At 65.5% G+C, this 19,908-nt stretch carries 20 protein-coding genes; 13 read left to right on the plus strand and 7 right to left on the minus strand.

The features are described from left to right. Both gap and IPP28_07410 read left to right on the plus strand, forming a co-directional pair. Positions 1 to 1,014: a type I glyceraldehyde-3-phosphate dehydrogenase gene (gap, locus tag IPP28_07405; GenBank protein MBL0040858.1), complete on the plus strand. Its 1,014-nt coding sequence runs from the start codon at positions 1 to 3 to the stop codon at positions 1,012 to 1,014. Positions 1,015 to 1,107: 93 nt separating this feature from the next. Beyond that, complete coding sequence (locus IPP28_07410) at positions 1,108 to 1,503, plus strand: hypothetical protein (protein ID MBL0040859.1); 396 nt, start codon at positions 1,108 to 1,110, stop codon at positions 1,501 to 1,503. 119 nt (positions 1,504 to 1,622) lie between these two features. On the opposite strand, the gene IPP28_07415 is transcribed toward IPP28_07410, so the two are convergent. Further along, complete coding sequence (locus IPP28_07415) at positions 1,623 to 4,274, minus strand: M1 family metallopeptidase (protein MBL0040860.1); 2,652 nt, start codon at positions 4,272 to 4,274, stop codon at positions 1,623 to 1,625. 177 nt (positions 4,275 to 4,451) lie between these two features. Here IPP28_07415 and IPP28_07420 point away from each other — a divergent pair, with 177 nt between their 5' ends. From IPP28_07420 to IPP28_07440, 5 genes are all read left to right on the plus strand, one after another. Continuing rightward, positions 4,452 to 5,597 carry a glycosyltransferase family 1 protein gene (locus IPP28_07420; GenBank protein MBL0040861.1) on the plus strand — a complete coding sequence of 382 codons (1,146 nt, stop codon included), beginning with the start codon at positions 4,452 to 4,454 and terminating at the stop codon, positions 5,595 to 5,597. A gap of 62 nt (positions 5,598 to 5,659) precedes the next feature. After that, positions 5,660 to 6,133, plus strand: a complete 474-nt coding sequence (locus IPP28_07425) for a phosphatase PAP2 family protein (protein MBL0040862.1) — start codon at positions 5,660 to 5,662, stop codon at positions 6,131 to 6,133. Positions 6,134 to 6,207: 74 nt separating this feature from the next. Next, complete coding sequence (locus tag IPP28_07430; protein MBL0040863.1) at positions 6,208 to 7,041, plus strand: 23S rRNA (adenine(2030)-N(6))-methyltransferase RlmJ; 834 nt, start codon at positions 6,208 to 6,210, stop codon at positions 7,039 to 7,041. After that, positions 7,023 to 7,502, plus strand: coding sequence for a Slp family lipoprotein (locus IPP28_07435; GenBank protein MBL0040864.1), 480 nt, complete (start codon positions 7,023 to 7,025; stop codon positions 7,500 to 7,502). Before IPP28_07430 ends, IPP28_07435 begins: the two co-directional genes overlap by 19 nt. 16 nt (positions 7,503 to 7,518) lie before the next feature. Then, positions 7,519 to 7,977 (plus strand): SET domain-containing protein, encoded by a 459-nt coding sequence (locus IPP28_07440; GenBank protein MBL0040865.1) that lies wholly within the window; start codon positions 7,519 to 7,521, stop codon positions 7,975 to 7,977. Here the strand turns inward: IPP28_07440 and IPP28_07445 are convergent. Next, positions 7,974 to 8,882 (minus strand): cation transporter, encoded by a 909-nt coding sequence (locus tag IPP28_07445; GenBank protein MBL0040866.1) that lies wholly within the window; start codon positions 8,880 to 8,882, stop codon positions 7,974 to 7,976. The two genes, IPP28_07440 and IPP28_07445, sit on opposite strands and share 4 nt — an antisense overlap. Before the next feature lie 97 nt (positions 8,883 to 8,979). Here IPP28_07445 and IPP28_07450 point away from each other — a divergent pair, with 97 nt between their 5' ends. Beyond that, a complete protein-coding gene (locus tag IPP28_07450; GenBank protein MBL0040867.1) occupies positions 8,980 to 9,561 on the plus strand; it encodes a GNAT family N-acetyltransferase in 582 nt (193 codons plus the stop codon). Here IPP28_07450 and IPP28_07455 read toward each other — a convergent pair. Beyond that, on the minus strand, positions 9,553 to 9,906 hold the full coding sequence (locus IPP28_07455; GenBank protein MBL0040868.1) for an MmcQ/YjbR family DNA-binding protein: 354 nt from the start codon (positions 9,904 to 9,906) through the stop codon (positions 9,553 to 9,555). The two genes, IPP28_07450 and IPP28_07455, sit on opposite strands and share 9 nt — an antisense overlap. A gap of 68 nt (positions 9,907 to 9,974) precedes the next feature. Between IPP28_07455 and IPP28_07460 the strand changes: the two genes are divergently transcribed. Beyond that, positions 9,975 to 10,658, plus strand: coding sequence for a DUF1275 domain-containing protein (locus IPP28_07460; GenBank protein ID MBL0040869.1), 684 nt, complete (start codon positions 9,975 to 9,977; stop codon positions 10,656 to 10,658). On the opposite strand, the gene IPP28_07465 is transcribed toward IPP28_07460, so the two are convergent. Next, positions 10,650 to 11,399 (minus strand): murein L,D-transpeptidase, encoded by a 750-nt coding sequence (locus IPP28_07465; GenBank protein ID MBL0040870.1) that lies wholly within the window; start codon positions 11,397 to 11,399, stop codon positions 10,650 to 10,652. The genes IPP28_07460 and IPP28_07465 overlap by 9 nt on opposite strands. Before the next feature lie 65 nt (positions 11,400 to 11,464). On the opposite strand from IPP28_07465, the gene mfd reads away from it, so the two are divergent. After that, on the plus strand, positions 11,465 to 14,905 hold the full coding sequence (gene mfd / locus IPP28_07470) for a transcription-repair coupling factor (protein ID MBL0040871.1): 3,441 nt from the start codon (positions 11,465 to 11,467) through the stop codon (positions 14,903 to 14,905). 27 nt (positions 14,906 to 14,932) lie between these two features. On the opposite strand, the gene IPP28_07475 is transcribed toward mfd, so the two are convergent. From IPP28_07475 to IPP28_07485, 3 genes are read right to left on the minus strand one after another with little or no spacing between them, the layout of a single operon-like run. Then, positions 14,933 to 15,562 (minus strand): HAD hydrolase-like protein, encoded by a 630-nt coding sequence (locus IPP28_07475; GenBank protein ID MBL0040872.1) that lies wholly within the window; start codon positions 15,560 to 15,562, stop codon positions 14,933 to 14,935. Between the two features lies 1 nt (position 15,563). Continuing rightward, complete coding sequence (locus IPP28_07480) at positions 15,564 to 15,986, minus strand: hypothetical protein (GenBank protein ID MBL0040873.1); 423 nt, start codon at positions 15,984 to 15,986, stop codon at positions 15,564 to 15,566. Further along, positions 15,983 to 17,155, minus strand: a complete 1,173-nt coding sequence (locus tag IPP28_07485; GenBank protein MBL0040874.1) for a phosphoglycerate kinase — start codon at positions 17,153 to 17,155, stop codon at positions 15,983 to 15,985. The genes IPP28_07480 and IPP28_07485 overlap by 4 nt, the downstream gene beginning before the upstream one ends. A gap of 148 nt (positions 17,156 to 17,303) precedes the next feature. Here IPP28_07485 and hemN point away from each other — a divergent pair, with 148 nt between their 5' ends. Genes hemN through IPP28_07500 form a run of 3 tightly spaced genes read left to right on the plus strand, consistent with a single transcriptional unit; the run spans position 17,304 to position 19,896 of the window. After that, complete coding sequence (gene hemN / locus IPP28_07490) at positions 17,304 to 18,698, plus strand: oxygen-independent coproporphyrinogen III oxidase (protein ID MBL0040875.1); 1,395 nt, start codon at positions 17,304 to 17,306, stop codon at positions 18,696 to 18,698. A 3-nt stretch (positions 18,699 to 18,701) separates the two neighbouring features. Next, the gene (locus IPP28_07495; GenBank protein ID MBL0040876.1) at positions 18,702 to 19,457 is read left to right on the plus strand and encodes a helix-turn-helix domain-containing protein; all 756 of its coding nucleotides are present in this window, start codon (positions 18,702 to 18,704) and stop codon (positions 19,455 to 19,457) included. Positions 19,458 to 19,494: 37 nt separating this feature from the next. Continuing rightward, on the plus strand, positions 19,495 to 19,896 hold the full coding sequence (locus tag IPP28_07500; protein ID MBL0040877.1) for a SirB2 family protein: 402 nt from the start codon (positions 19,495 to 19,497) through the stop codon (positions 19,894 to 19,896). Positions 19,897 to 19,908: the final 12 nt, after the last annotated feature.

A 19,908-nucleotide genomic window follows, 5' to 3' on the forward strand; every position in this document is an offset into this window, starting at 1 on the left:
ATGGCGATCAAGGTCGCGATCAATGGCTACGGCCGCATCGGCCGCAACATCCTGCGTGCGTTGTACGAATCGGGTCGCAATGGCGAGATCCGGATCGTCGCGATCAACGACCTCGGCGACGCCGAGACCAATGCGCACCTGACCCGCTACGACACCGCGCACGGCAAGTTCAACGCCCAGGTCAGTGTCGAGGGCGATCACATGATCGTCAACGGCGACCGCATCCGGGTCTGCGCCGAGCGCGATCCGGGCAAGCTGCCTTGGGCCGAGCTGGGCATCGACGTGGTGTTCGAATGCACCGGGCTGTTCACCTCGAAGGCCAAGGCCGGCGCGCACCTCACCGCCGGCGCGAAGAAGGTGATCATTTCCGCGCCGGGCGAAAAGGACGTCGACAACACCGTCGTGTTCGGTGTCAACGACGGCACCCTGAAAGCCTCCGATACCGTCATCTCGAACGCGTCCTGCACGACCAATTGCCTGGCGCCGCTGGCCAAGGTCCTGCACGAGAAGATCGGCATCGTGCATGGCCTGATGACGACCATTCATGCCTACACCAACGACCAGGTGCTGACCGACGTGTTCCACAAGGACCTGCGGCGCGCCCGTTCGGCGACGATGTCGCAGATCCCGACCAAGACCGGCGCCGCCGCCGCGGTCGGGCTGGTGCTGCCGGAATTGAACGGCAAGCTCACCGGCTTCTCGATGCGCGTGCCGACCATCAATGTCTCGGTCGTCGACCTCAGCTTCGTCGCGAAGCGCGAGACCACGAAGGACGAAATCGACGCGGTCGTGAAGGCGGCATCGGACGGAGCGCTCAAGAACATCCTCGGCTTCAACACCCAGCCGCTGGTCTCGGTCGACTTCAACCACGATCCGCACAGCTCGATCTACGACAGCACGCTGACCCAGGTCATGGGCGGCACCCTGGTCAAGGTCTGCGCCTGGTACGACAACGAGTGGGGTTTCAGCAACCGCATGCTCGACACCACGCTGGCGCTGATGGCCGCGAAGTAAGCCACGCCGTCGACGTTGCACATGAAAAGGCCGCTGCATCGCTGCAGCGGCCTTTTGTTTGTCGGATCATTCATTTGCGATCGGAGTCCATTGATGAATGCAGAATTGAGTACAGACCATGCGGGCAGGTTGCTTGGACTCCGTTGTCACGATGGCTACCTGATTGCAGTATCGGTGAGCGAGCCGCATTCTGCTCGACTCGACTTTCGTCGTCTCGACGGCTCGCTTGCAATGCTCAGTCTGTCGGGTGTCCGATATCTTGCCGTCGATAGTTTCCTACATGGGAATATTGTGGACACGGCCTACCTTTGGCCAGTTCTTGAAGCGCCGAAGTATCAGCGTCTGGACGCAGCCAAGGCATTCTCGATCAACGAGCCTTCGTTGGATCGGGAAAACTCGCTTGGAGCGACTTCGCTCTTCGTGCTCGAATGTTCATATGGTGCGACCGTGCATGCATTGATCTCGAATGCGGTGATGTCCGAGGGATAATCGAAGCATGATTCGTCATGGATGCGAATAGATCCGCATCTGTTTGGACGACTCGGATTGCCGATAACGAAAAGGCCGCTGCATCGCTGCAGCGGCCTTTTGTTTTGGTGCAGGGCGGATCAGTGCTGTTGGTGCTTGGCGACGCGCGCGGCGCAGAGCTTCACGCCTTCGACCGACTGCGCAACCGCGCGCGGGCCGCCGTCGAGGTTCTTCGCACGAGCGCCGAAGAACTGCTGCAACTGTTCGGCGCCTTGCGGCGTGCAGGCCGCGACCGACGCGTAGTAGACGACCTTGCCCTGCCACACCGACGGCACCTTGGCGACGAAAGCGTCGTAGTGACCGATCACGAAGTCCCACAGCAGCGGATGCAGTGCGGGATCGCTTGCGGCACTGAAATAGATGCGGCCCATCTCGCCGGACTTCACGTGCGTCCCAAGACCCAGCGCCAGCGCGCGCTTCATCAGCGCGACGTCCTTGCTGCTCGTCAATGCCGCCATCAGTGCCGAGCGCACGACCGAGTCCTCGTTGCGGGCGAGATGTTGCTCGGCGAGATCGAAGGCTTTGGCACCGTCCGTCATCACCGCGGCGCGCAGCGACGGCGCGAGCAGGTCGCGATGCACACTGTCGATGGCGAGACGACCGTCGCCGCCGAGGCCGAGCACGCGACGACCGCGTGCGGCGAGCTCATCCATCAGCCACTTCGGTTGACCGTGTTCGATCAATGCATCGACGAGATCCGTGCGCAGGGACTTGGTCGACTCGCTCTCGGTGGCGCCCGGCTCGATGCCGAGTTTGCGCAAGTGTTCGCCCCAGATATCGCGCAGCATCGCGTCGATGCGATCGCGCTGCGCCGCAGTCGCGACACGTTCCTTGATCCATTCGAGGTTGCCGAGCGGGGCCGTGATCACGTCACCCTGGGTCGCGGTCGCGAAGCGCGGCGCGGCGTCGAGGTATTCGCTGACGCTCAGCGCGCCGGCGTCGAAGGCGGCACCGACGCTGTCGGCCAGCACGCGCTGTTCGAACGGATTGAGCTTGGCGAAGGCGGCATTCAGCGCGGTCTGTGCCGCAGGATCCAGGCGGAAGCGGTAATAGCCGGCGCCGTCGGCATTCGGATGGACGTAGTCGGGGCAGGTGTCGCCCGACAATGCGACCGAACTGTTCGCGGCATCGAGCAGATGGCATTCGACCGCACTGGCGTCGCCGCGACCAACGCGTACGCACATCGGCACGAGCCACGTGCCCGTGCCGGGAAAGCTGGCGCCGATCGGCGCATAGCGCGATTGCGCCACGCGGAGCGTCGCCTTGCCGTCGGTACAGGCCAGCGTGGTATCCAGCATCGGCACGCCGGGCTGGTCGGTGAAACTGGCGAAGGCCTTGCGCAACACATCCGGTTGGTCGCTCTGGGCCGACAGCGAATCGGCGAGGTCGGTGCTGGTCGCGTTGGCAAAGGCGAACTTGCGCATGTGTGCGCGCAACGCGGCGCGGAATTTGTCCCGGCCGAGATAGCGTTCCATCATCGACAGCACGGCGCCACCCTTCTGGTAGGTGATGCCGTCGAACGTGCTGCTGACCTCGGTCCAGTCGTCGACCGGGTTATGGATGCGGCGCGCGGTCGCGAGGCTGTCCGAGCCCATCGCGTCGAGGCCGCGGCCGAGCAGGTCCATGTCCGCTTCCAGCTCCGGGTAGAGGCCGTGCGTGATCTTGGCCGAAATCCAGGTGGCGAAAGCTTCGTTCAGCCAGATGTCGTCCCACCACGGCATGGTGACGACGTCGCCGAACCACTGGTGGCCGAGTTCGTGCGCGTGCGTGCCGATGGCACCGCGGCGCTGCGAAGTGGCCGACTTCAAGTCGACGAACATCAGCGAATCGCGATAGGTGATCAGGCCCGGGTTCTCCATCGCGCCGTAAGCGAAATCGGGCGCGGCCAGCAAGTCGAGCTTGTCGTAGGGATAGGCGAAGTCGAAGTAGTCCTCGAGCGCGATGACGATCTTGGCCGTCTCGCCCAGCATGTAACGCATGCGCGGGCTCTGGCCCTTTGCGGCCACACCGCGCAGGGGAATGACGTGATCTCGCAACGCGGTCTTCGGAATCGCGTCGAACTCGACCAGTTCCCACGGCCCGACCGCGAACGCGATCAGGTAACTCGGCAGCGGCTTGGTCTGTGCGTAGCGGTGCTTGACCCAGCCGTCGGCAAGCGTTTCGACGCCGGTTTCCTGCGTATTGAAGATCGCGGTATCGCCCTTCGGTGCCGAAATCGTGAACGTCCACGGCGTCTTGAAGGCCGGTTCGTCGAAGCTCGGAAATGCATTGCGCGCACCCAGCGGTTCCATCTGCGTCATCACGTAGTCGGCGCCGCCGGTCTTGACCTTGTAAGCGCCCTGCAGGCGCTGGTCGTAGGGCGCGTCGAAGCGCAATTGCAGCTGCCAGTGCCCGGGCGTGATCGGCTGCGTGCTGTCGACGCGCACGGTGCCGCCGGCGGCGTCGACCGTTTCGGTCTTCGCGGCGATGCTCGGCGTGCCTGCGCGAACCAATTGCACGTCGGCCATCGTGCTGCCGCGGGCGTGGATGAAGAAATGGTCGGTCGCTTCCTTCACGTCGAGATCGATGCGGACGACGCCGCTGTAGCGATCGGCGCGGGCGTCCATGCGCAGATCGACCTCGTAGGCGGTCGGCACGACTTGCCGCGGCAACTTCCCGCGCGGTACGTCGGATGGGGCCGCAGACGCATTCACTGCAACGAAGACGGCAGCAAGCAACAGGGTTCTGAACATGGGCGATCCTCCGTAATCCGCCGATGCTAACGAGGCGGCGTGTGCGCAAACGTGACGCGGGACGGATCGTGCGTGCGCTGCGGCTGGCCGTGGCCCGGACGCGTCATGGCGGCGTCATCGTCGCTTCATCGCAACGTCAAGCACGAGCGCCAGCATGCCGGGAAACCGGAGCACTGCATGCGCATCGCTGTCGTCACCGAGACCTATCCGCCCGAGATCAACGGGGTTGCGTTGACGGTGCAGAATTTCGTCGAGCAACTTGCAGCCCTCGGTCACGACGTGCTGCTGACGCGCCCCGGCCAGCCCGGAATGGACGATCCCGCGATGCCCGCGGGCGTACGTGAGCATCGGGTCCGCGGCGCAGCACTGCCGCGCTATCCGGGTCTGAGCTTCGGGTGGCCGGCCGGCGCCGCGCTTCGGGCTTTGTGGCAATCCTGGCGCCCGGATGCGGTCTATATCGCGACCGAAGGGCCGCTCGGCTGGTCGGCATTGAACGTCGCCAACCACTACGCCATTCCGGCCGCGACCGGATTTCATACCCGCTTCGACGAATTCGTCGCGCATTACGGCGCCGGTGTGTTGACGGCGCTGGCGTTCGCGTGGATGCGCCGCTTCCACAACCGCGGGCAGGCCACCTTGGTGCCGACCGGCGAGTTGCAGCAGTTCCTCGAAACGCGCGGCTTCCGCCATGTGCGTCAGCTGGCGCGTGCGGTCGACACGCGTCAGTTTCATCCCGATCGCCGCAGCGAGGCGTTGCGTGCGCAATGGGGCCTGACGCGGGGGCAGCTTGCGGTGATCCATGTCGGGCGCATCGCGGCGGAAAAGAATCTGGCCTTGCTGGCGCGCAGCTTCGATGCGATCCAGGCGGCGCGTCCGGATGCGCGCTGCATCGTCGTCGGCGATGGTCCGGCCTTGCCGGCCCTGCGTGCGCAGCAGTCCGGGTTCGTCTTCACGGGCATGCGTCGCGGCGACGATCTGGCCGCGCATTTTGCGTCCGGGGATCTGTTCCTGTTTCCGAGCCTGACCGAGACCTTCGGCAACGTGACCCTCGAAGCCATGGCCAGCGGCGTTCCGGTGGTCGCGTTCGACTATGGTGCGGCGCGCGAACATCTGCGCGACCGCCACTCCGGTGCGGCGGTGGCGTTTGGCGACGCGGATGCCTATGTCGGGGCCGCCGTGGGCCTGGCCTTCGACGACGATTTGCGACGGCGCTGCGCACTCGCGGCACTCGATCGCGTGCGTGGACTGAGCCAGCGCGCGGTCGCCGAGGCGCTGGTGCGCTTGCTGTCCGAGCCGCGGACGGGCACGGCGAGGGCGGTCTGATGCGCCACGTGCCGCGCTTCGATCACCCGGTGACCGCACCCGAATTGCGCCTGTGCCTGCGCATGAATCGCTACGGCGCGGCGCCTGCGGTCCGTCGCGGCTTCGCCTTCGTCAGTCGGCTCGGCGATGGCGTGCTCTGGTATGCGCTGATGCTGCTGTTGCCCCTGTTCGACGGACTCGCCGGCCTGCATGCCAGCCTGCACCTTGCCTTCGTCGGCCTGATCGCGCTCGGGTTGTATCGCGGGCTCAAGCACTGCACGCGGCGGCCGCGACCGTTCGCGCGACACCGTTCCATCACGGCGCACATCGCGCCGCTGGACGAATTCTCGTTTCCTTCCGGGCATACCCTGCATGCGGTCGCATTCACCCTGGTCGCGACGCATTACTACCCGGCGCTCGGGCTCCTGCTGTGGCCGTTCGCGATCCTGGTGGCGCTATCGCGGGTGGTGCTCGGACTGCATTACCCGAGCGACGTGCTCGCGGCGACGGTCATCGCCCTCGGGCTTGCCCGCGGCAGCATCGCCTTCATCGCCTGATCCGCATCCGGCCCTTGCGGTCCGGGGTGCCCCTTGCCGATACTGGCGGTTGCCGTGTCCATGGAAAGGGGCCGATGAATTACCGCCACGTCTATCACGCAGGCAATTTCGCCGACGTGCTCAAGCATGTCGTGCTGATTGCGCTGATCGAAGCGTTGAAGACCAAGCAGACGCCGTTCGCCGTGCTCGATACGCACGCCGGTGCCGGGCGCTATTCGCTGGCCTCGGAAGAGGCGCTGAAAACCGGTGAATTCCGTGATGGTGTGATGCGCCTGCTGGCGGCCGAACGCCTGCCGACCCTGGTCCATGCCTATCTCAACCTGGTGCGGCCGCAGAATGGCGTGCAGCATTATCCGGGCTCGCCCTTGATCGCTGCGCAGTTGCTGCGCGACAGCGATCGCCTGATCCTGTGCGAAGTGCAGGACACCGAAGTCGAGTCGCTGCGGCAATTGTTCGCCCGCGATGGCCGCGTCGCCGTGCACCAGCGTGATGGCTATCAAGCGATGGCCGCACTGTTGCCGCCGGCGGAAAAACGCGGCCTGGTCTTGATCGACTCGCCGTTCGAGGCGCAGGAACAGGAATTCCGCATCATCGAGGGGGCGCTTGCCGCGGCGCACAAGCGCTTCGCGAACGGTGTTTACGCAGTCTGGTATCCGATCAAACTGCGCCAGTCGGTGCTGCCTTTCCATCGCTGGCTGAAGGAATCGGGCATGCGCAAGGTGCTGGTGGCCGAGATCTGCGTGCATCCGGACAATTCCGCGCTGCGCCTGAATGGTTGCGGCATGGCCATCATCAATGCGCCGTACAAGCTCGATCGCACGCTGGCGGAAATGTTGCCGACGCTCGCGACCACCCTGGCACAAAGCCGCTACGCGCAGTTCAAGCTCGAATGGCTGGTCGAGGACTGATCGCGGCGGCGCTGGCCGCCCTGCTTGCCGCCTGCGCGGCGCCGGCGCCCTTCGTGTCCGACGGTGCACGCGTCGATGTCCCGGCTTATGCCGCGGCCCAGGCGGACGTGGGTGACATCGAGGTGATCTGGGGCGGCATGATCGTCGCGGTGCGCGATCATGCCGACGGCAGCGAGATCGAGGTGCTGGCGCAACCGCTCGATCGCCGCCAACGGCCGATCACGCAGGCGCCGACACAGGGTCGGTTCGTGATTCGCGTGACGCAGCGACTCACGCGCTTCGACGCACCCGAGGGTCGTTACCTGACCGTACGCGGCCGCATCATCGGCAGCGCCGAGGGACACATCGGCCAGGCGCCGTATCGCTATCCGATCCTCGCCGACGCGCGTTGGGCGTTGTGGAAGTCCGGATTCCAGTTCGACGACGCGCAATGGTCGCTCGGCGTCGGCGTCTCGCTGTGACAACGCCGTCATGAGTGTGCCGCGCATCGTCGTGCGGCGCTCGCCGATCCATGGTCGCGGCGTGTTCGCGAATGTCGACCTGCCGGCGCGGACGCGCGTGCTCGAATACCGCGGCGAACGCATCGACAGCGCCGAAGCCTTTCGCCGTCATGGCGACAACAGCGGGCTCGGTGAAACCTACCTGTTCGCAGTCAACGCGCACTGGCTGATCGACGGCAACGTCGGTGGCAGCAGTGCACGTTTCGTCAACCACAGCTGTGCGCCGAATTGCGAAGCGTTGGTCTGGGTCGACATCGACGGCGACGAACGCCGCGACCGTGTCTACATCGAGACCTTGCGCCGGATCCGCAAGGGCGAGGAACTGGTGTTCGACTACGCACTCGAACTCAGCCATGAAGTCTCGCGCGCCGAGCGCGAACGCTGGCGTTGCCGCTGCGGTGCCAGGCGTTGCCGCGGCAGCATGCTCGCCGCCTAGTCGAGCGTGTCCGGCTCGACGAAGCTGAAGCGGATTTCCGGGTGCTGCCGGCGCACTTCGACTTCGACCCGATTGATCGCGGCGCAGGCGTCTTCCATGCTGCCGTTCGTGGCAAGTTCGATCTTCGCGGCCAGCATCACGTCATTGCCGAGCTGCAGCGTGATCAGGTTGAACACGCGCTTCACTTCCGGCTGCTGTTCGATCAGCGTGCGCAGCTGATGATCCAGCGCCGGGTCGGCGCTCTGGCCGATCAGCAGCGCTTTCACTTCGACCGAAATGAAAACGGCGACCACGATCAGCAGGACGCCGATGCCGAGCGTGCCGTAGGCGTCGTAGGCCGGATTGCCGGTGGCCATGGTCAGCAGGATCGCGACCAGCGCGAAGCTCAGGCCGAACAGGGCGGCGAGGTCTTCGCCGAAGATCACGATGAGCTCGCTTTGGCGCGAGTCGCGGAACCAGCGCCAAAGGCTCTGGTCACCGCGCGACTTGTTCACTTCACGCAGGCAGCCCCACATCGAGAAACTCTCGGCGACGATGCCGAACGCGAGTACGCCGACCGCCAGCCAGGGCAAACGCAGCGGTTCCGGATGCTGCAGCTTGTGCAGGCCCTCGTAGAGCGAAAACATGCCGCCGACCGAGAACAGCATCAGCGCGACCAGGAAGGACCAGAAGTAGATCGCCTTGCCGAAGCCGAGCGGGAAGTCCGGCGTGGGCGGTCGCTTCGAGCGCTTCAGTCCCCACAGCAGCAAGGCCTGGTTGCCGCAGTCGGCCAGCGAATGCACGGCCTCGGCCATCATCGCGCCGGAGGTGGTCAGCACCGCGGCAAACAGCTTGGTCGCGAAGATCGCGAAGTTCGCGCCCAGCGCATACAGAATCGCCCGGGTCGAATCGCCTTTGCCGGCCATGTGCACGCCTTGTGTTCGAGTAGGCCGCCGATTATGACCGATGGTGACGGAAACCGAGCAGGGACTCGGATTGCTGCAGTGCATAATCCGCCCCGACATGAACGCTGCATTGCAATTGCCGGTCGCCCCCGGGTCGATCCGGCGTGAACGCATCGGCACCTGGCGCGAGCGCCTGTGGCTGCCGGATGGTCGCGAACTGCTGATGCGACCGATCGCGCCGATCGACGCCGAGCCGCTGCGCCGCAGCTTCGCACGCCTGAGCCCCGAAGAAGTGCGGCTGCGTTTCCTGCACCCGATCACCGAGATGACCGCGGCGTTCGCGCGCCAACTGTGCGAACTCGAACGAGATACCGGCTTCGCGCTGGTGGTCACCGAGCCCTTGCCGGCCGGCGAGGCCCTGATCGGTGCCGTCGCACGCCTCGCGCTCGATCCCGAACAGCGCAAGGCCGAATTCGCGTTGATCGTCGGTCGCGAGATCGCCGGACAGGGCGTCGGCACCTTCCTGATGAAGCGCCTGATCGACTACGCCCGCCGGCGCCGGATGCTGGAACTCTGGGGTGACGTACGCGACGACAACGCGGCGATGCTCGCGGTCTGCGACGAACTCGGTTTCAGCCGCAGCCACGCCAGCGACGAGCCCGGCGTCGTGCACGTGCGCAAGCCGCTGCGCTCAGCCTGAGCCGAGTTCGCGCTGGGTCTTCTTCGGCAGCTTGGCCCGCACCAGCACATAGGAATGGCGCACCAGCGCCTTCAGTTCGTCGATAGGCATGGCGGCCGACGACAGCACCGAGATCCAGTGCGCGCGCGCCATGTACGGCGCCGGGATGACGTGCGGCCGGTCGGTGAATTCGAGAAAGCGCTCGTCTTCCACCTTGAACGAGACCTGGCCGCGATGCTGACCCTGAAAACAGAACACGCAGAACATCTTGCCGGCGACCATGAACACGAGATCGTCGTGCCATTTGATGTCCTGCGTGACGCCGGGCCAGTCGCGTACCCAGGATTCGATCGTCGCCTGATCCATGCCTTGCTCCCGCGTTTCGCCACAGTCTAGCGGTGTCGCACTCGCTCGCTGCGCGCTAGATTCGGAGGATGATTTCGAAACTGCCGACCTGGGTCTGGATCTGGGCATGGTGGCTGGCCTTCATGGCCGGCATGATGAATGTCGTCGGCTTCCTGAGCTTCGAGCCGCAGGCGATCTCGCACATGACCGGCACCACCTCCCTGCTGGCGATGGCGCTGGCCCAGCAGGACGTCGCCAAAGCCTGGCACTGGCTGTCGATCATCGCCGCCTTCGTGTTCGGCGCCATGCTCAGCGGCCTGCTGTTGCGGCACAGCGCATTGCGGCTGGGGCGCCGCTACGGCGTTGCGCTGGTCATCGAAGCGGTCCTGCTGGTCGTCGCCGCGCGGATGCTGATGCACCACAACGCTGTCGGCATCTACCTGGTCGGCATCGCCTGCGGCCTGCAGAACGCGATGGCGACGACTTACAGCGGCACGGTGCTGCGCACCTCGCACCTCACCGGCATGTTCACCGACCTCGGCATCACGCTCGGGCATGTGCTGCGCGGGTCCGGTTACGACAAGCGCCGCCTGCAACTCTGCCTGATCGTCATCTCGGCGTTCTTCATCGGCGGCATCGCCAGTGCGTTGCTGTTCGCGCGCATCCGTTACGCCACCCTCTACGTCCCCGCTGCCCTCGCGCTGTTGTTCGCAGGCAGTTATGCGGTGTATCGGTGGCGGAAATCAGCTCAGGTCGTCAGCCTGTCAGAGTGAGTATCGCTTGCCTGTCACCCGCACACTTGGCGGCACATGCTCCGAGTCGAAGCGCGCATCGATGGCGGCCAGGTCGCGCCAGAAATCGCGCCAGGGGGAATCCCGCTGCGCCTGTTCCCAACCGGGCGCGAAGCGGAAGGGCAGGGCGTGCACCTGCACCTGAGCCTGGCCGTGTGCGAGCGCAGCGGCGACGACGGAATAGATCTCCTCGATGCCGGCGTCGGTCATCGCGTAACAACCGATCGAGACACAGCTGCCATGCACCATCAGGTACGAACCGGTGCGCGCGTGGGCGCGATCGAAGGCGTTCGGATAACCGAGGTCGAAGCTCAGGTGGTAACTGCTCTGCGGATTCAGTTGTCCTGCGCCGACCTGATAGATGCCCTCCGGCGCCTGGCCATCGCCCTCGCGTTGCTTCGGACCGAGTGCCCCCGAATACCTGCAGATCGGCCAGGTATCCAGCAACGCGTACGGGCCGGCGTCGGTTTGCGCCCAGACTTCGAGTTCGCGTTCCTGCTTGTAGATGCGCACGAAGACCGGTGCACCCCAGTGCGAGTCGATGGCACGCAACCGTCGGGTGACATCCTCGCGCACGCGGGCTTCGGCTGCCGTCGCACGCCGGGACGAGGCCAGGCCGGTCGCGGCCAATACCGAGTGTCCGATCAGCGGCCACAGGCACAGCGCGATGCTGGCGACCGACAGTACGAAGAACAACAGCCCGCGACGGCGTGAAGGGAACATGTCGTGAGCATATCGCGGGCTGCTGCCGCTATCCTTCGCCCCCGATTTTTGCGTGGTTATCCGACGTGAGTTCAGTGTTTGATCCGGTGTTGCCGGGCGGTTCGCAGTTGCGTGCGTATTGGCGCGCACCGGAAGGTTCGGCGCTGGCCCTGGCCCTGGTGCAGGCGGCGCGCAAGCATCCTGGCCTGCTGGTCGCGGTGACCGCCGATACCCACGCGGCTCACGCGCTCGAGACCGAGCTGCGCGTATTCGCGGACCCCGGCCTCCCGATCCTGCACCTGCCGGACTGGGAAACCTTGCCCTACGACGTGTTCTCCCCGCATTCGGAGATCGTCGCTGCGCGCATCGCCACCCTGTACCGGCTGCCGTCGCTGACGCGCGGCGTGCTGGTGGTGCCGGTGTCGACGCTGATGCAGCGGGTGACGCCGAAGCGCTGGCTGTCCGGACAGAGTCTGGTGCTCAAGGTCGGGCAGAAGTTCGATCTCGACGCCGAGAAGCGCATGCTCGAAGCGGCGGGGTACCGGCATGTGCCGCAAGTATTCGAACCGGGCGATTACGCCACGCGCGGTGCCTTGCTCGATCTCTATCCGGCCGGTGCCGAGGCGCCGTATCGCATCGAGTTGCTCGACGACGAGATCGATTCGATCCGCAGTTTCGATCCGGAGACGCAGCGCTCGCAGGACAAGGTCGCGCAGGTGTCGATGCTGCCGGCACGCGAATTCCCGCTGACCGAAGCCGCGACCAAGGCGTTCAAGAACGAGTTGCGCGAGCGCTTCGACATCGATCCGCGCCGCTCGCCGCTGTACCTGGATCTGCGCGAAGGTGCGGCGCCCGCCGGCATCGAGTCCTACCTGCCGCTGTTTTTCGAAACGCTCGATACCCTGTTCGACTATCTGGGCGGCACACCGATGTTTGCGCTGTCGCCGGGCGCGCTCGACGCTGCCGAACATTTCTGGACGCAGACCGGCGAACGCCACGAATCGCGCCGTCACGACATCGAGCGCCCGGTGCTGTCGCCGGCCGAGCTGTTCCTGCCGCCGCAGCAATTGCGCGAAACCCTGAATCGGCATCCGCGCATCGAACTGGTGTTTGCGGGCAGCGACAAGCCGATGCTGGCACTGGGTACCCAGCCGGCACCGAGTGTGCCGATCGATCGCAAGCACGAGGATCCGGTCGCCGCCCTGCGCCAGTTCCTGCGCAGCTATCCGGGGCGGGTGCTGATCGCCGCCGATTCGCCGGGCCGGCGCGAAGCCCTGGTCGACCTGCTCGGCGGCTTCGAGCTGCGCCCGCAGACTGTCGGCTCCTGGCACGGTTTCGTCGACTCCGATGTGCGGCTTGCGATCACCGTCGCGGCGCTCGAAGACGGCCTCGCGCTCGACGATCCGAAGCTGGTCGTGCTCACCGAACGCCAGTTGTACGGCGAGCGCGTGCAGCAGGTGCGGCGTCGAAAACGCGCCGGGCGCGATCCGGAAACCATCATCCGCGATCTCGGCGAACTCGCGATCGGTGCCCCGGTGGTGCACGAAGATCATGGCGTCGGCCGCTACCTCGGCTTGATGACGCTCGATGTCGGTGGCCAGAGCGGCGAATTCCTCGCGATCGAATATGCCAAGGGCGACAAGCTGTACGTGCCGGTCGCGAACCTGCACCTGGTCGGGCGCTACACCGGGTCTGCGCCCGAACATGCACCATTGCATTCACTCGGGGGCGAGGCCTGGGCCCGGGCCAAGCGCCGCGCCGCCGAGAAGGTGCGCGACGCCGCCGCCGAACTGCTCGACATCTATGCCCGACGCGCCGCCAAGCCCGGCGTCGAGATCCACCTCGATGCGCCGGCCTACGAGCAATTCGCCGCGAGTTTCCCGTTCGAGGAAACCCCGGACCAGGCCAGCGCGATCGAGGCCGTGATCGCCGACCTCGGCAAGCCGTCGCCGATGGATCGTGTGGTCTGCGGCGATGTCGGTTTCGGCAAGACCGAAGTGGCGCTGCGCGCCGCGTTCGTGGTGGCCCAGTCCGGCAAACAGGTGGCGGTGCTGGTGCCGACGACCCTGCTGGCCCAGCAGCACTTCCGCAACTTCAGCGACCGCTTTGCCGACTGGCCGATCCGTGTCGAGGTCCTCTCACGCTTCAAGTCCGCGAAGGAAACCAACGAGGCGCTGAAACTCGTCGCCGACGGCAAGATCGACGTGATCATCGGCACCCACAAGCTGCTCGCGCCCGAGGTGCGCTTCAAGGATCTGGGGCTGGTCATCGTCGACGAAGAACAGCGATTCGGCGTGCGCCACAAGGAGATGTTCCGCAAGTTGCGGGCCGAAGTGGACCTGCTGACCCTGACCGCGACGCCGATTCCGCGCACCTTGAACATGGCCATGGCGGGCTTGCGTGATCTCAGCATCATCGGCACGCCACCGGCGCATCGCGTCGCCGTGCAGACCTTCGTGACGGTGTGGGACAACGCCTTGCTGCGCGAGGCCTTCCAGCGCGAACTGGCGCGCGGCGGCCAGATCTACTTCCTGCACAACGAGGTCGAGACCATCCAGAAGATGGCGACGACGCTGGCCGAACTGGCGCCGGAGGCGCGCATCCGCATCGCGCACGGGCAGATGGCCGAGAAGGACCTTGAACAGGTGATGCTCGACTTCTACCGCCAGCGTTTCAACGTGCTGTTGTGCACGACCATCATCGAGTCCGGCATCGACGTGCCGAGTGCGAACACCATCATCATCCACCGCGCCGACAAGTTCGGTCTGAGCCAGCTGCACCAGTTGCGCGGTCGTGTCGGCCGTTCGCACCATCGTGCCTATGCCTACCTGGTCACGCCCGAGCGCAAGGCGATGACCGCCGATGCCGAGAAGCGCCTCGACGCCATCGCGTCACTGGACGAGCTCGGCGCCGGGTTCACCCTGGCCACGCACGATCTCGAGATTCGCGGCGCCGGCGAACTGCTGGGCGAAGAGCAGAGCGGCCAGATCAGCGAAGTCGGCTTCACCCTGTACACGGAAATGCTGGAACGCGCGGTCGCGGCACTCAAGTCCGGCAAGGTCGTCGACCTCGAGAATCCGCATGCCGATCGCGTCGAGGTCGAACTGCGCGTGCCGGCGTTGATTCCCGAGGACTATCTCGGCGACGTGCACGAGCGCCTGACCCTGTACAAGCGCATCAGCATGGCCCGCGACGACGAGGCCCTGCGCGACCTGCAGGTCGAGATGATCGATCGCTTCGGCTTGCTCCCGGCGCAGGCGCAATCGCTGTTCGCGGTGGCCCGCATCAAGCTGCTGGCCGACCGGCTCGGCATCCGCAAGCTCGATGTTGACCGCGCCGGCGGGCGCATCCACTTCCGCGCCAAGCCGAACGTTGAGCCGATGACCATCATCAAGCTGGTGCAGGCCCAGCCCAAGGTGTATGCGCTCGACGGCCAGGACAAGCTCCGCTTCCGCCAGGAACTGCCGGAGCCGGCACAGCGCATCGAGTTCGTGCAGAAGTTGCTGGATCGCCTCTCCGGCCGTTGACGCCAAACCTGCGGCGCGATGTCGTCGTCAGACGGCGCCCAGCAATTCGCCCGGCGTACCGACCCGCAGATCGGCCAGGGCGAGTTCGTCGGCGTCACCGAATCCCCACAGCACGCCGATCGAACGCATGCCGTGATGGCGCGCGCCGTCGATGTCCATGCGGCGGTCCCCGATCATCGTGCACTCGTGGGCATGCAGGGCCAGTCGGGACAAGGCTTCGCCGATCAATTCCGGCTTGTGGCTGATGCGACCGTCGAGGGTGGCGCCGACGATGGTGTCGAAGCGCGCCGCGAAGTCGAAACCGCCGACGATCTTGCGTGCATGCGGTTCGTTCTTCGCCGTCACGATGGCGATGCGGTGGCCACGATCGGACAGGGCATGGATCGTGTCGGCAATGCCGTCATAGAGCGCGTGTTCGGCGTAGCCGATGTCCTCGAAGCGTTCGCGGTAGAACTCGACGGCCTGTTCGACACGGATCGGATCCTGCAACAACGGCGCGAAACTGTCGCGCAACGGCGGACCGATCCAGCGACGCAACGCGGTGTCATCCGGCACTGCTTCGCCGACACGCTCCAGCGCATAGGCGACGCAGCGGGTGATGCCGGTGGCCGAGTCGATCAAGGTGCCGTCGAGATCGAAGAACAAGGTGCTGCACATGTCAGCGCGACGCCGGCTTGCGCAATTCGACGGCAAGGAAGCCGGCGACCGCAGCGAGGAACAGGCCGACCGCGGTCCACAGACCGAAGTCGATCCAGTAGCTCGCGCCGAGATGGACCTCGCCGCCCGCACGCGTCGCCCACCAGATGCGCAGCAGGCTGATCGGCATCACGAACAGCGTCGCCGCCAGCGAGGTCAACGCGCCATGCAGCGGGCCGTCGCGCCGCGCGATGAAGCCCGCGATGGCGCCGCCACCGATGTCCGCCAAGGCAGAGACGATGCGCAGGGCAAAGGCGAGCAGTGCGAATCGCGACGGGTCGACCATGCCGAACAGAAACCCGCTGCCGAAACTCATCATCAGACTCAGCGCGACGTTGAAGCCGGCACCGGCCAGCAGCGCACGCCAGACCAGTGCGCCGCTCATGCCGCGCGCGCCCTCAGCGCCGCGACGGCGGGCAATTCCTTGCCTTCGAGGAATTCGAGGAAGGCGCCGCCACCGGTCGAGATGTAGCTGATCCGGTCGACCACGCCATATTTGTCGATCGCCGCGAGGGTGTCGCCGCCGCCGGCGATCGAGAAGGCGTTCGATGCCGCGATCGCGTGCGCCACGGCCTCGGTGCCAGCGCCGAAGGCATCGAATTCGAACACGCCGACCGGTCCGTTCCAGACCACGGTGCCGACCTTCATGATGCGGTCGGCATACGCCTTGGCCGTCTCGGGGCCGATGTCGAGGATCAGGTCGTCGACACCGACATCAGCGACGCGTTTCACCGTGGCCGGCGCATTGGCGTTGAACTCGGGCGCGACCACGTCGACCGGTAGCGGGATCTCGGCACCGCGGGCCTTGGCATCGGCCATGATCTGCTTCGCGGTATCGATCAGATCGGCCTCGAACAGCGACTTGCCGATCGGATAGCCGCTGGCGGCCAGGAAGGTATTGGCGATGCCGCCGCCGACGATCAGTTGGTCGACCTTGCCGATCAGGCTCGCCAGCAGTTCCAGCTTGGTCGAGACCTTCGAGCCGGCAACGATCGCGAGCAGCGGCCGCGCTGGATGCTCCAGTGCCTTGGCCAGTGCATCGAGTTCGGCGGTCAGCAGGGGGCCGGCACAGGCGGTTTTCGCGAAGCGGATCGCACCATGCGTCGAGGCCTGGGCGCGGTGTGCGGTGCCGAAGGCGTCCATCACGTAGACGTCGCAGAGTGCGGCGTACTTGCGCGACAACGCTTCGTCGTCCTTGCCTTCGCCGACGTTCATGCGGCAGTTCTCGAGCAGCACGATCTGTCCGGGCTGCACCGCCACGCCGTCGACCCAGTCGCGCTTCAGCGGCACGTCCATGCCGAGCAGTTCCGACAGCCGCTTCGCCACCGGTGCCAGCGAATCCGCCTCACTCCACTGGCCTTCCTTGGGACGGCCGAGGTGCGAGGTGACCATGACCGCGGCGCCCTTTTTCAGGGCCAGCTTCAGGGTCGGGATCGAGGCGATGATGCGCTGGTCCGAGGTCACGCGGCCGTTCTCGACCGGCACGTTGAGGTCCTGGCGGATCAGCACGCGCTGACCGGCGACATCGAGATCGGCAAGGCGAAGCACGGACATCGATCACCCCGTAGGCATTGGAAGGCGCGCATTACAGCCGTATCACCGCGGCACTGCAACGCAATCCGGATTGGCGCCGGGACTTGACCCGGATCAAAACCCCAGGGGGCCGGACTGCGTAGGCTTCGCAACACATCCGGAGGATCCCGTGTCCGTCATTCCCGTCTTCGATCGCGACCTGCTACGCCGTTACGATGGCCCGGGTCCACGCTACACCTCGTATCCGACTGCGCCGCATTTCGACGCGCGCTTCGGTGAGGCCGACTATCGCCGTCAGGCCCGCGCCAGCAACGATGACCCGGTGCCCAGCCCGCTCTCGGTGTACGTGCACGTGCCGTTCTGCCACAGCGCCTGCTACTACTGCGGCTGCACGCGCATCATCGCGCGCAATCCGGCCCGCGGCCGCGAATACATCGAACGTCTGGCGATCGAGATCGACCTGCAGTCGAAGCTGTTCGACCGCGATCGTCCGCTGACGCAAATCCATTTCGGCGGCGGCACGCCGAACTTCCTCGGTGCCGAAGGCATCCTGGCGATCATGGCTCGACTGGAATCGGCCTTCACCTTCGATCCGGAAGCCAGCCGCGAATTCTCGGTGGAACTGGACCCGCGCCACGCCGACGCCCAGCTGGTCGCCGAGATCGCCGCAGCCGGCATCAATCGCATCAGCCTCGGCATCCAGGATTTCGATGCCGACGTGCAAAAGGCGATCAACCGCATCCAGTCGGTGGCACAGACGGCCGAGCTGATCGATGCCGCGCGCGCAAACGGCATGCGCTCGATCAATGTCGACCTGATTTACGGACTGCCGAAGCAGAACGAGCGCGCGTTCGGGCAGACGCTGGACACGGTGGTCGGCATGCGCCCGGACCGCGTTGCCGCCTACAGCTACGCGCACCTGCCGAGCCATTTCAAGGCGCAGAACCAGATCCGTGCGGAAGACCTGCCCAGTGCCGAAGACAAGCTCGGCTTGCTCGCGCTGGCCATCGACAAGCTCACGGCGGCCGGATACGTCTACATCGGCATGGATCATTTCGCCCTGCCCGACGACGAACTGGTGCGTGCCCAGGCGCGTGGCGGCCTGCACCGGAACTTCCAGGGCTACTCGACACGCGCCGAATGCGATCTGATCGGGCTCGGCATGAGCTCGATCGGCAAGGTCGGCAACGCTTACGTGCAGAACGCCAAGGAGCTGCCCGCCTACTACACGGCGCTGCTGTCCGGGCACCTGCCGATCGTGCGCGGCTACGAGCTGACGGCGCAGGATCGCATCATCGGTGACGCCATCCAGAGCCTGATGTGCCATTGCCGGCTGGAAAAAAATATCTTCGGTCGGCGCCATGATCTCGTCTTCGACGAGTATTTCGCGTCAGAATTGGCACGTCTCGCTCCTCTGGCCGCCGATGGACTCGTCAATCTCAAACCCGACTGCATCGAAATCACCCCGCGCGGGCGGCTGCTCATGCGCGTCGTCGCGATGTGTTTCGATCGCCACCTGCACAAGGCGCAGGTCATCCCGCACAAGTTCTCGCGCGTGGTGTAGGCCATGAGCCCGCAGGGCGGTGTCCTGCGCTGGCCGACTCCGCAGGATCAGGGCGATGGCGACATCCAGCGCTTCTGCACGACGTGTGCGTTCGGCCGGGTCTGTCTGACCGATGGCTACGACAAGCGCGCGCTGGAGGACCTGCATTGCCTGGTCGAACACACCACGCCGATGCATGCCGGCGACGAAGTGTTTCGCTACGGCGAGCCGTTCGCGGCGATCTACGCGGTGCGCGCCGGCATGGTCAAGACACGGCGCATCGACGAACAGGGTCGCGAACAGATCTTCGGGTTCTTCCTGCCCGGCGAGTTGATCGGCCTCAATGGCCTGTACACCGCGCGCTATCCCTGCGACGCCGTCGCGCTCGATACCGTGACCCTGTGCCGTTTCGCCTTTCCTGCGCTGAGCGTGCTGGCGACGCGTCTGCCCGGCATTCAGGAGACCTTGTTCAAGCTGATGAGCAAGGACATTGTCAATGCCGCCTTGCTGGGTGGCGATTACAGCGCCGATGAGCGTCTCGCGGCCTTCCTGGTGAACCTGTCCGATCGTTTCGCCGAACGCGGTTATTCGGCGTCGCGCCTGCACCTGATGATGCCGCGTTCGGACATCGCCAACTACCTGCGTCTCGCGCCCGAAACCGTCAGTCGCGTGCTGCGCCGCTTCCAGGACGACGGATTGATCGACGTCGACAAGCGCGAAGTCACGCTGACCGATATCGATCGTCTCAAGCACCTCGCGCGCTGCGTCCTGCAGCCGTAGCGGCGGCAGCGATGCCCATTCCGGACCCGACACCACGATGATGGCCTATTACCCGCAGATCAAGGCCGTGCACGTGCACGCCATCGGTCTCAGTTTCGCGATTTTCTTCCTGCGCGGTCTGCTGATGCTGATGCGCTCGAAGTTCACCAACCATGCGCTGCTGCGCTATGCCAGCTATACCGTCGATACCGTTCTGCTGACCGCGGCGCTGATGCTGGCGGCCCTGTTGCACCAGTATCCGTTCGTGCACGCCTGGCTCACCGCCAAGGTCGTGCTGCTGGTCGCCTACATCGTGCTCGGCGTGCTCGCGCTGCGACGTGCGAAGACGCGGCAGGCGCAGGTCCTCGCGTTCATCGCCGCCTGCCTGACCTTCGCGATGATGTTCGCGATCGCGCGGGCGCACCACTGGGCAGGCCCGTTTGCGGCGTATCTGCGCTGAAGACTTGCACCG

The organism is Lysobacterales bacterium (assembly GCA_016721845.1).
Taxonomy (GTDB): domain Bacteria; phylum Pseudomonadota; class Gammaproteobacteria; order Xanthomonadales; family Ahniellaceae; genus JADKHK01.

Coding starts and splice junctions, on each gene's coding strand:
- IPP28_07430 (MBL0040863.1), top strand. CDS start 6,208: ATGAATTACCGCCACGTCTATCACGCAGGCAATTTCGCCGACGTGCTC.
- IPP28_07495 (MBL0040876.1), top strand. CDS start 18,702: ATGAGCCCGCAGGGCGGTGTCCTGCGCTGGCCGACTCCGCAGGATCAG.
- IPP28_07420 (MBL0040861.1), top strand. CDS start 4,452: ATGCGCATCGCTGTCGTCACCGAGACCTATCCGCCCGAGATCAACGGG.
- IPP28_07435 (MBL0040864.1), top strand. CDS start 7,023: ATGGCTGGTCGAGGACTGATCGCGGCGGCGCTGGCCGCCCTGCTTGCC.
- IPP28_07445 (MBL0040866.1), bottom strand. CDS start 8,882: ATGGCCGGCAAAGGCGATTCGACCCGGGCGATTCTGTATGCGCTGGGC.
- IPP28_07425 (MBL0040862.1), top strand. CDS start 5,660: ATGAATCGCTACGGCGCGGCGCCTGCGGTCCGTCGCGGCTTCGCCTTC.
- IPP28_07475 (MBL0040872.1), bottom strand. CDS start 15,562: ATGTGCAGCACCTTGTTCTTCGATCTCGACGGCACCTTGATCGACTCG.
- IPP28_07450 (MBL0040867.1), top strand. CDS start 8,980: ATGAACGCTGCATTGCAATTGCCGGTCGCCCCCGGGTCGATCCGGCGT.
- IPP28_07455 (MBL0040868.1), bottom strand. CDS start 9,906: ATGGATCAGGCGACGATCGAATCCTGGGTACGCGACTGGCCCGGCGTC.
- IPP28_07415 (MBL0040860.1), bottom strand. CDS start 4,274: ATGTTCAGAACCCTGTTGCTTGCTGCCGTCTTCGTTGCAGTGAATGCG.
- IPP28_07480 (MBL0040873.1), bottom strand. CDS start 15,986: ATGAGCGGCGCACTGGTCTGGCGTGCGCTGCTGGCCGGTGCCGGCTTC.
- IPP28_07465 (MBL0040870.1), bottom strand. CDS start 11,399: ATGTTCCCTTCACGCCGTCGCGGGCTGTTGTTCTTCGTACTGTCGGTC.
- IPP28_07410 (MBL0040859.1), top strand. CDS start 1,108: ATGAATGCAGAATTGAGTACAGACCATGCGGGCAGGTTGCTTGGACTC.
- IPP28_07500 (MBL0040877.1), top strand. CDS start 19,495: ATGATGGCCTATTACCCGCAGATCAAGGCCGTGCACGTGCACGCCATC.
- IPP28_07485 (MBL0040874.1), bottom strand. CDS start 17,155: ATGTCCGTGCTTCGCCTTGCCGATCTCGATGTCGCCGGTCAGCGCGTG.
- gap (MBL0040858.1), top strand. CDS start 1: ATGGCGATCAAGGTCGCGATCAATGGCTACGGCCGCATCGGCCGCAAC.
- IPP28_07460 (MBL0040869.1), top strand. CDS start 9,975: ATGATTTCGAAACTGCCGACCTGGGTCTGGATCTGGGCATGGTGGCTG.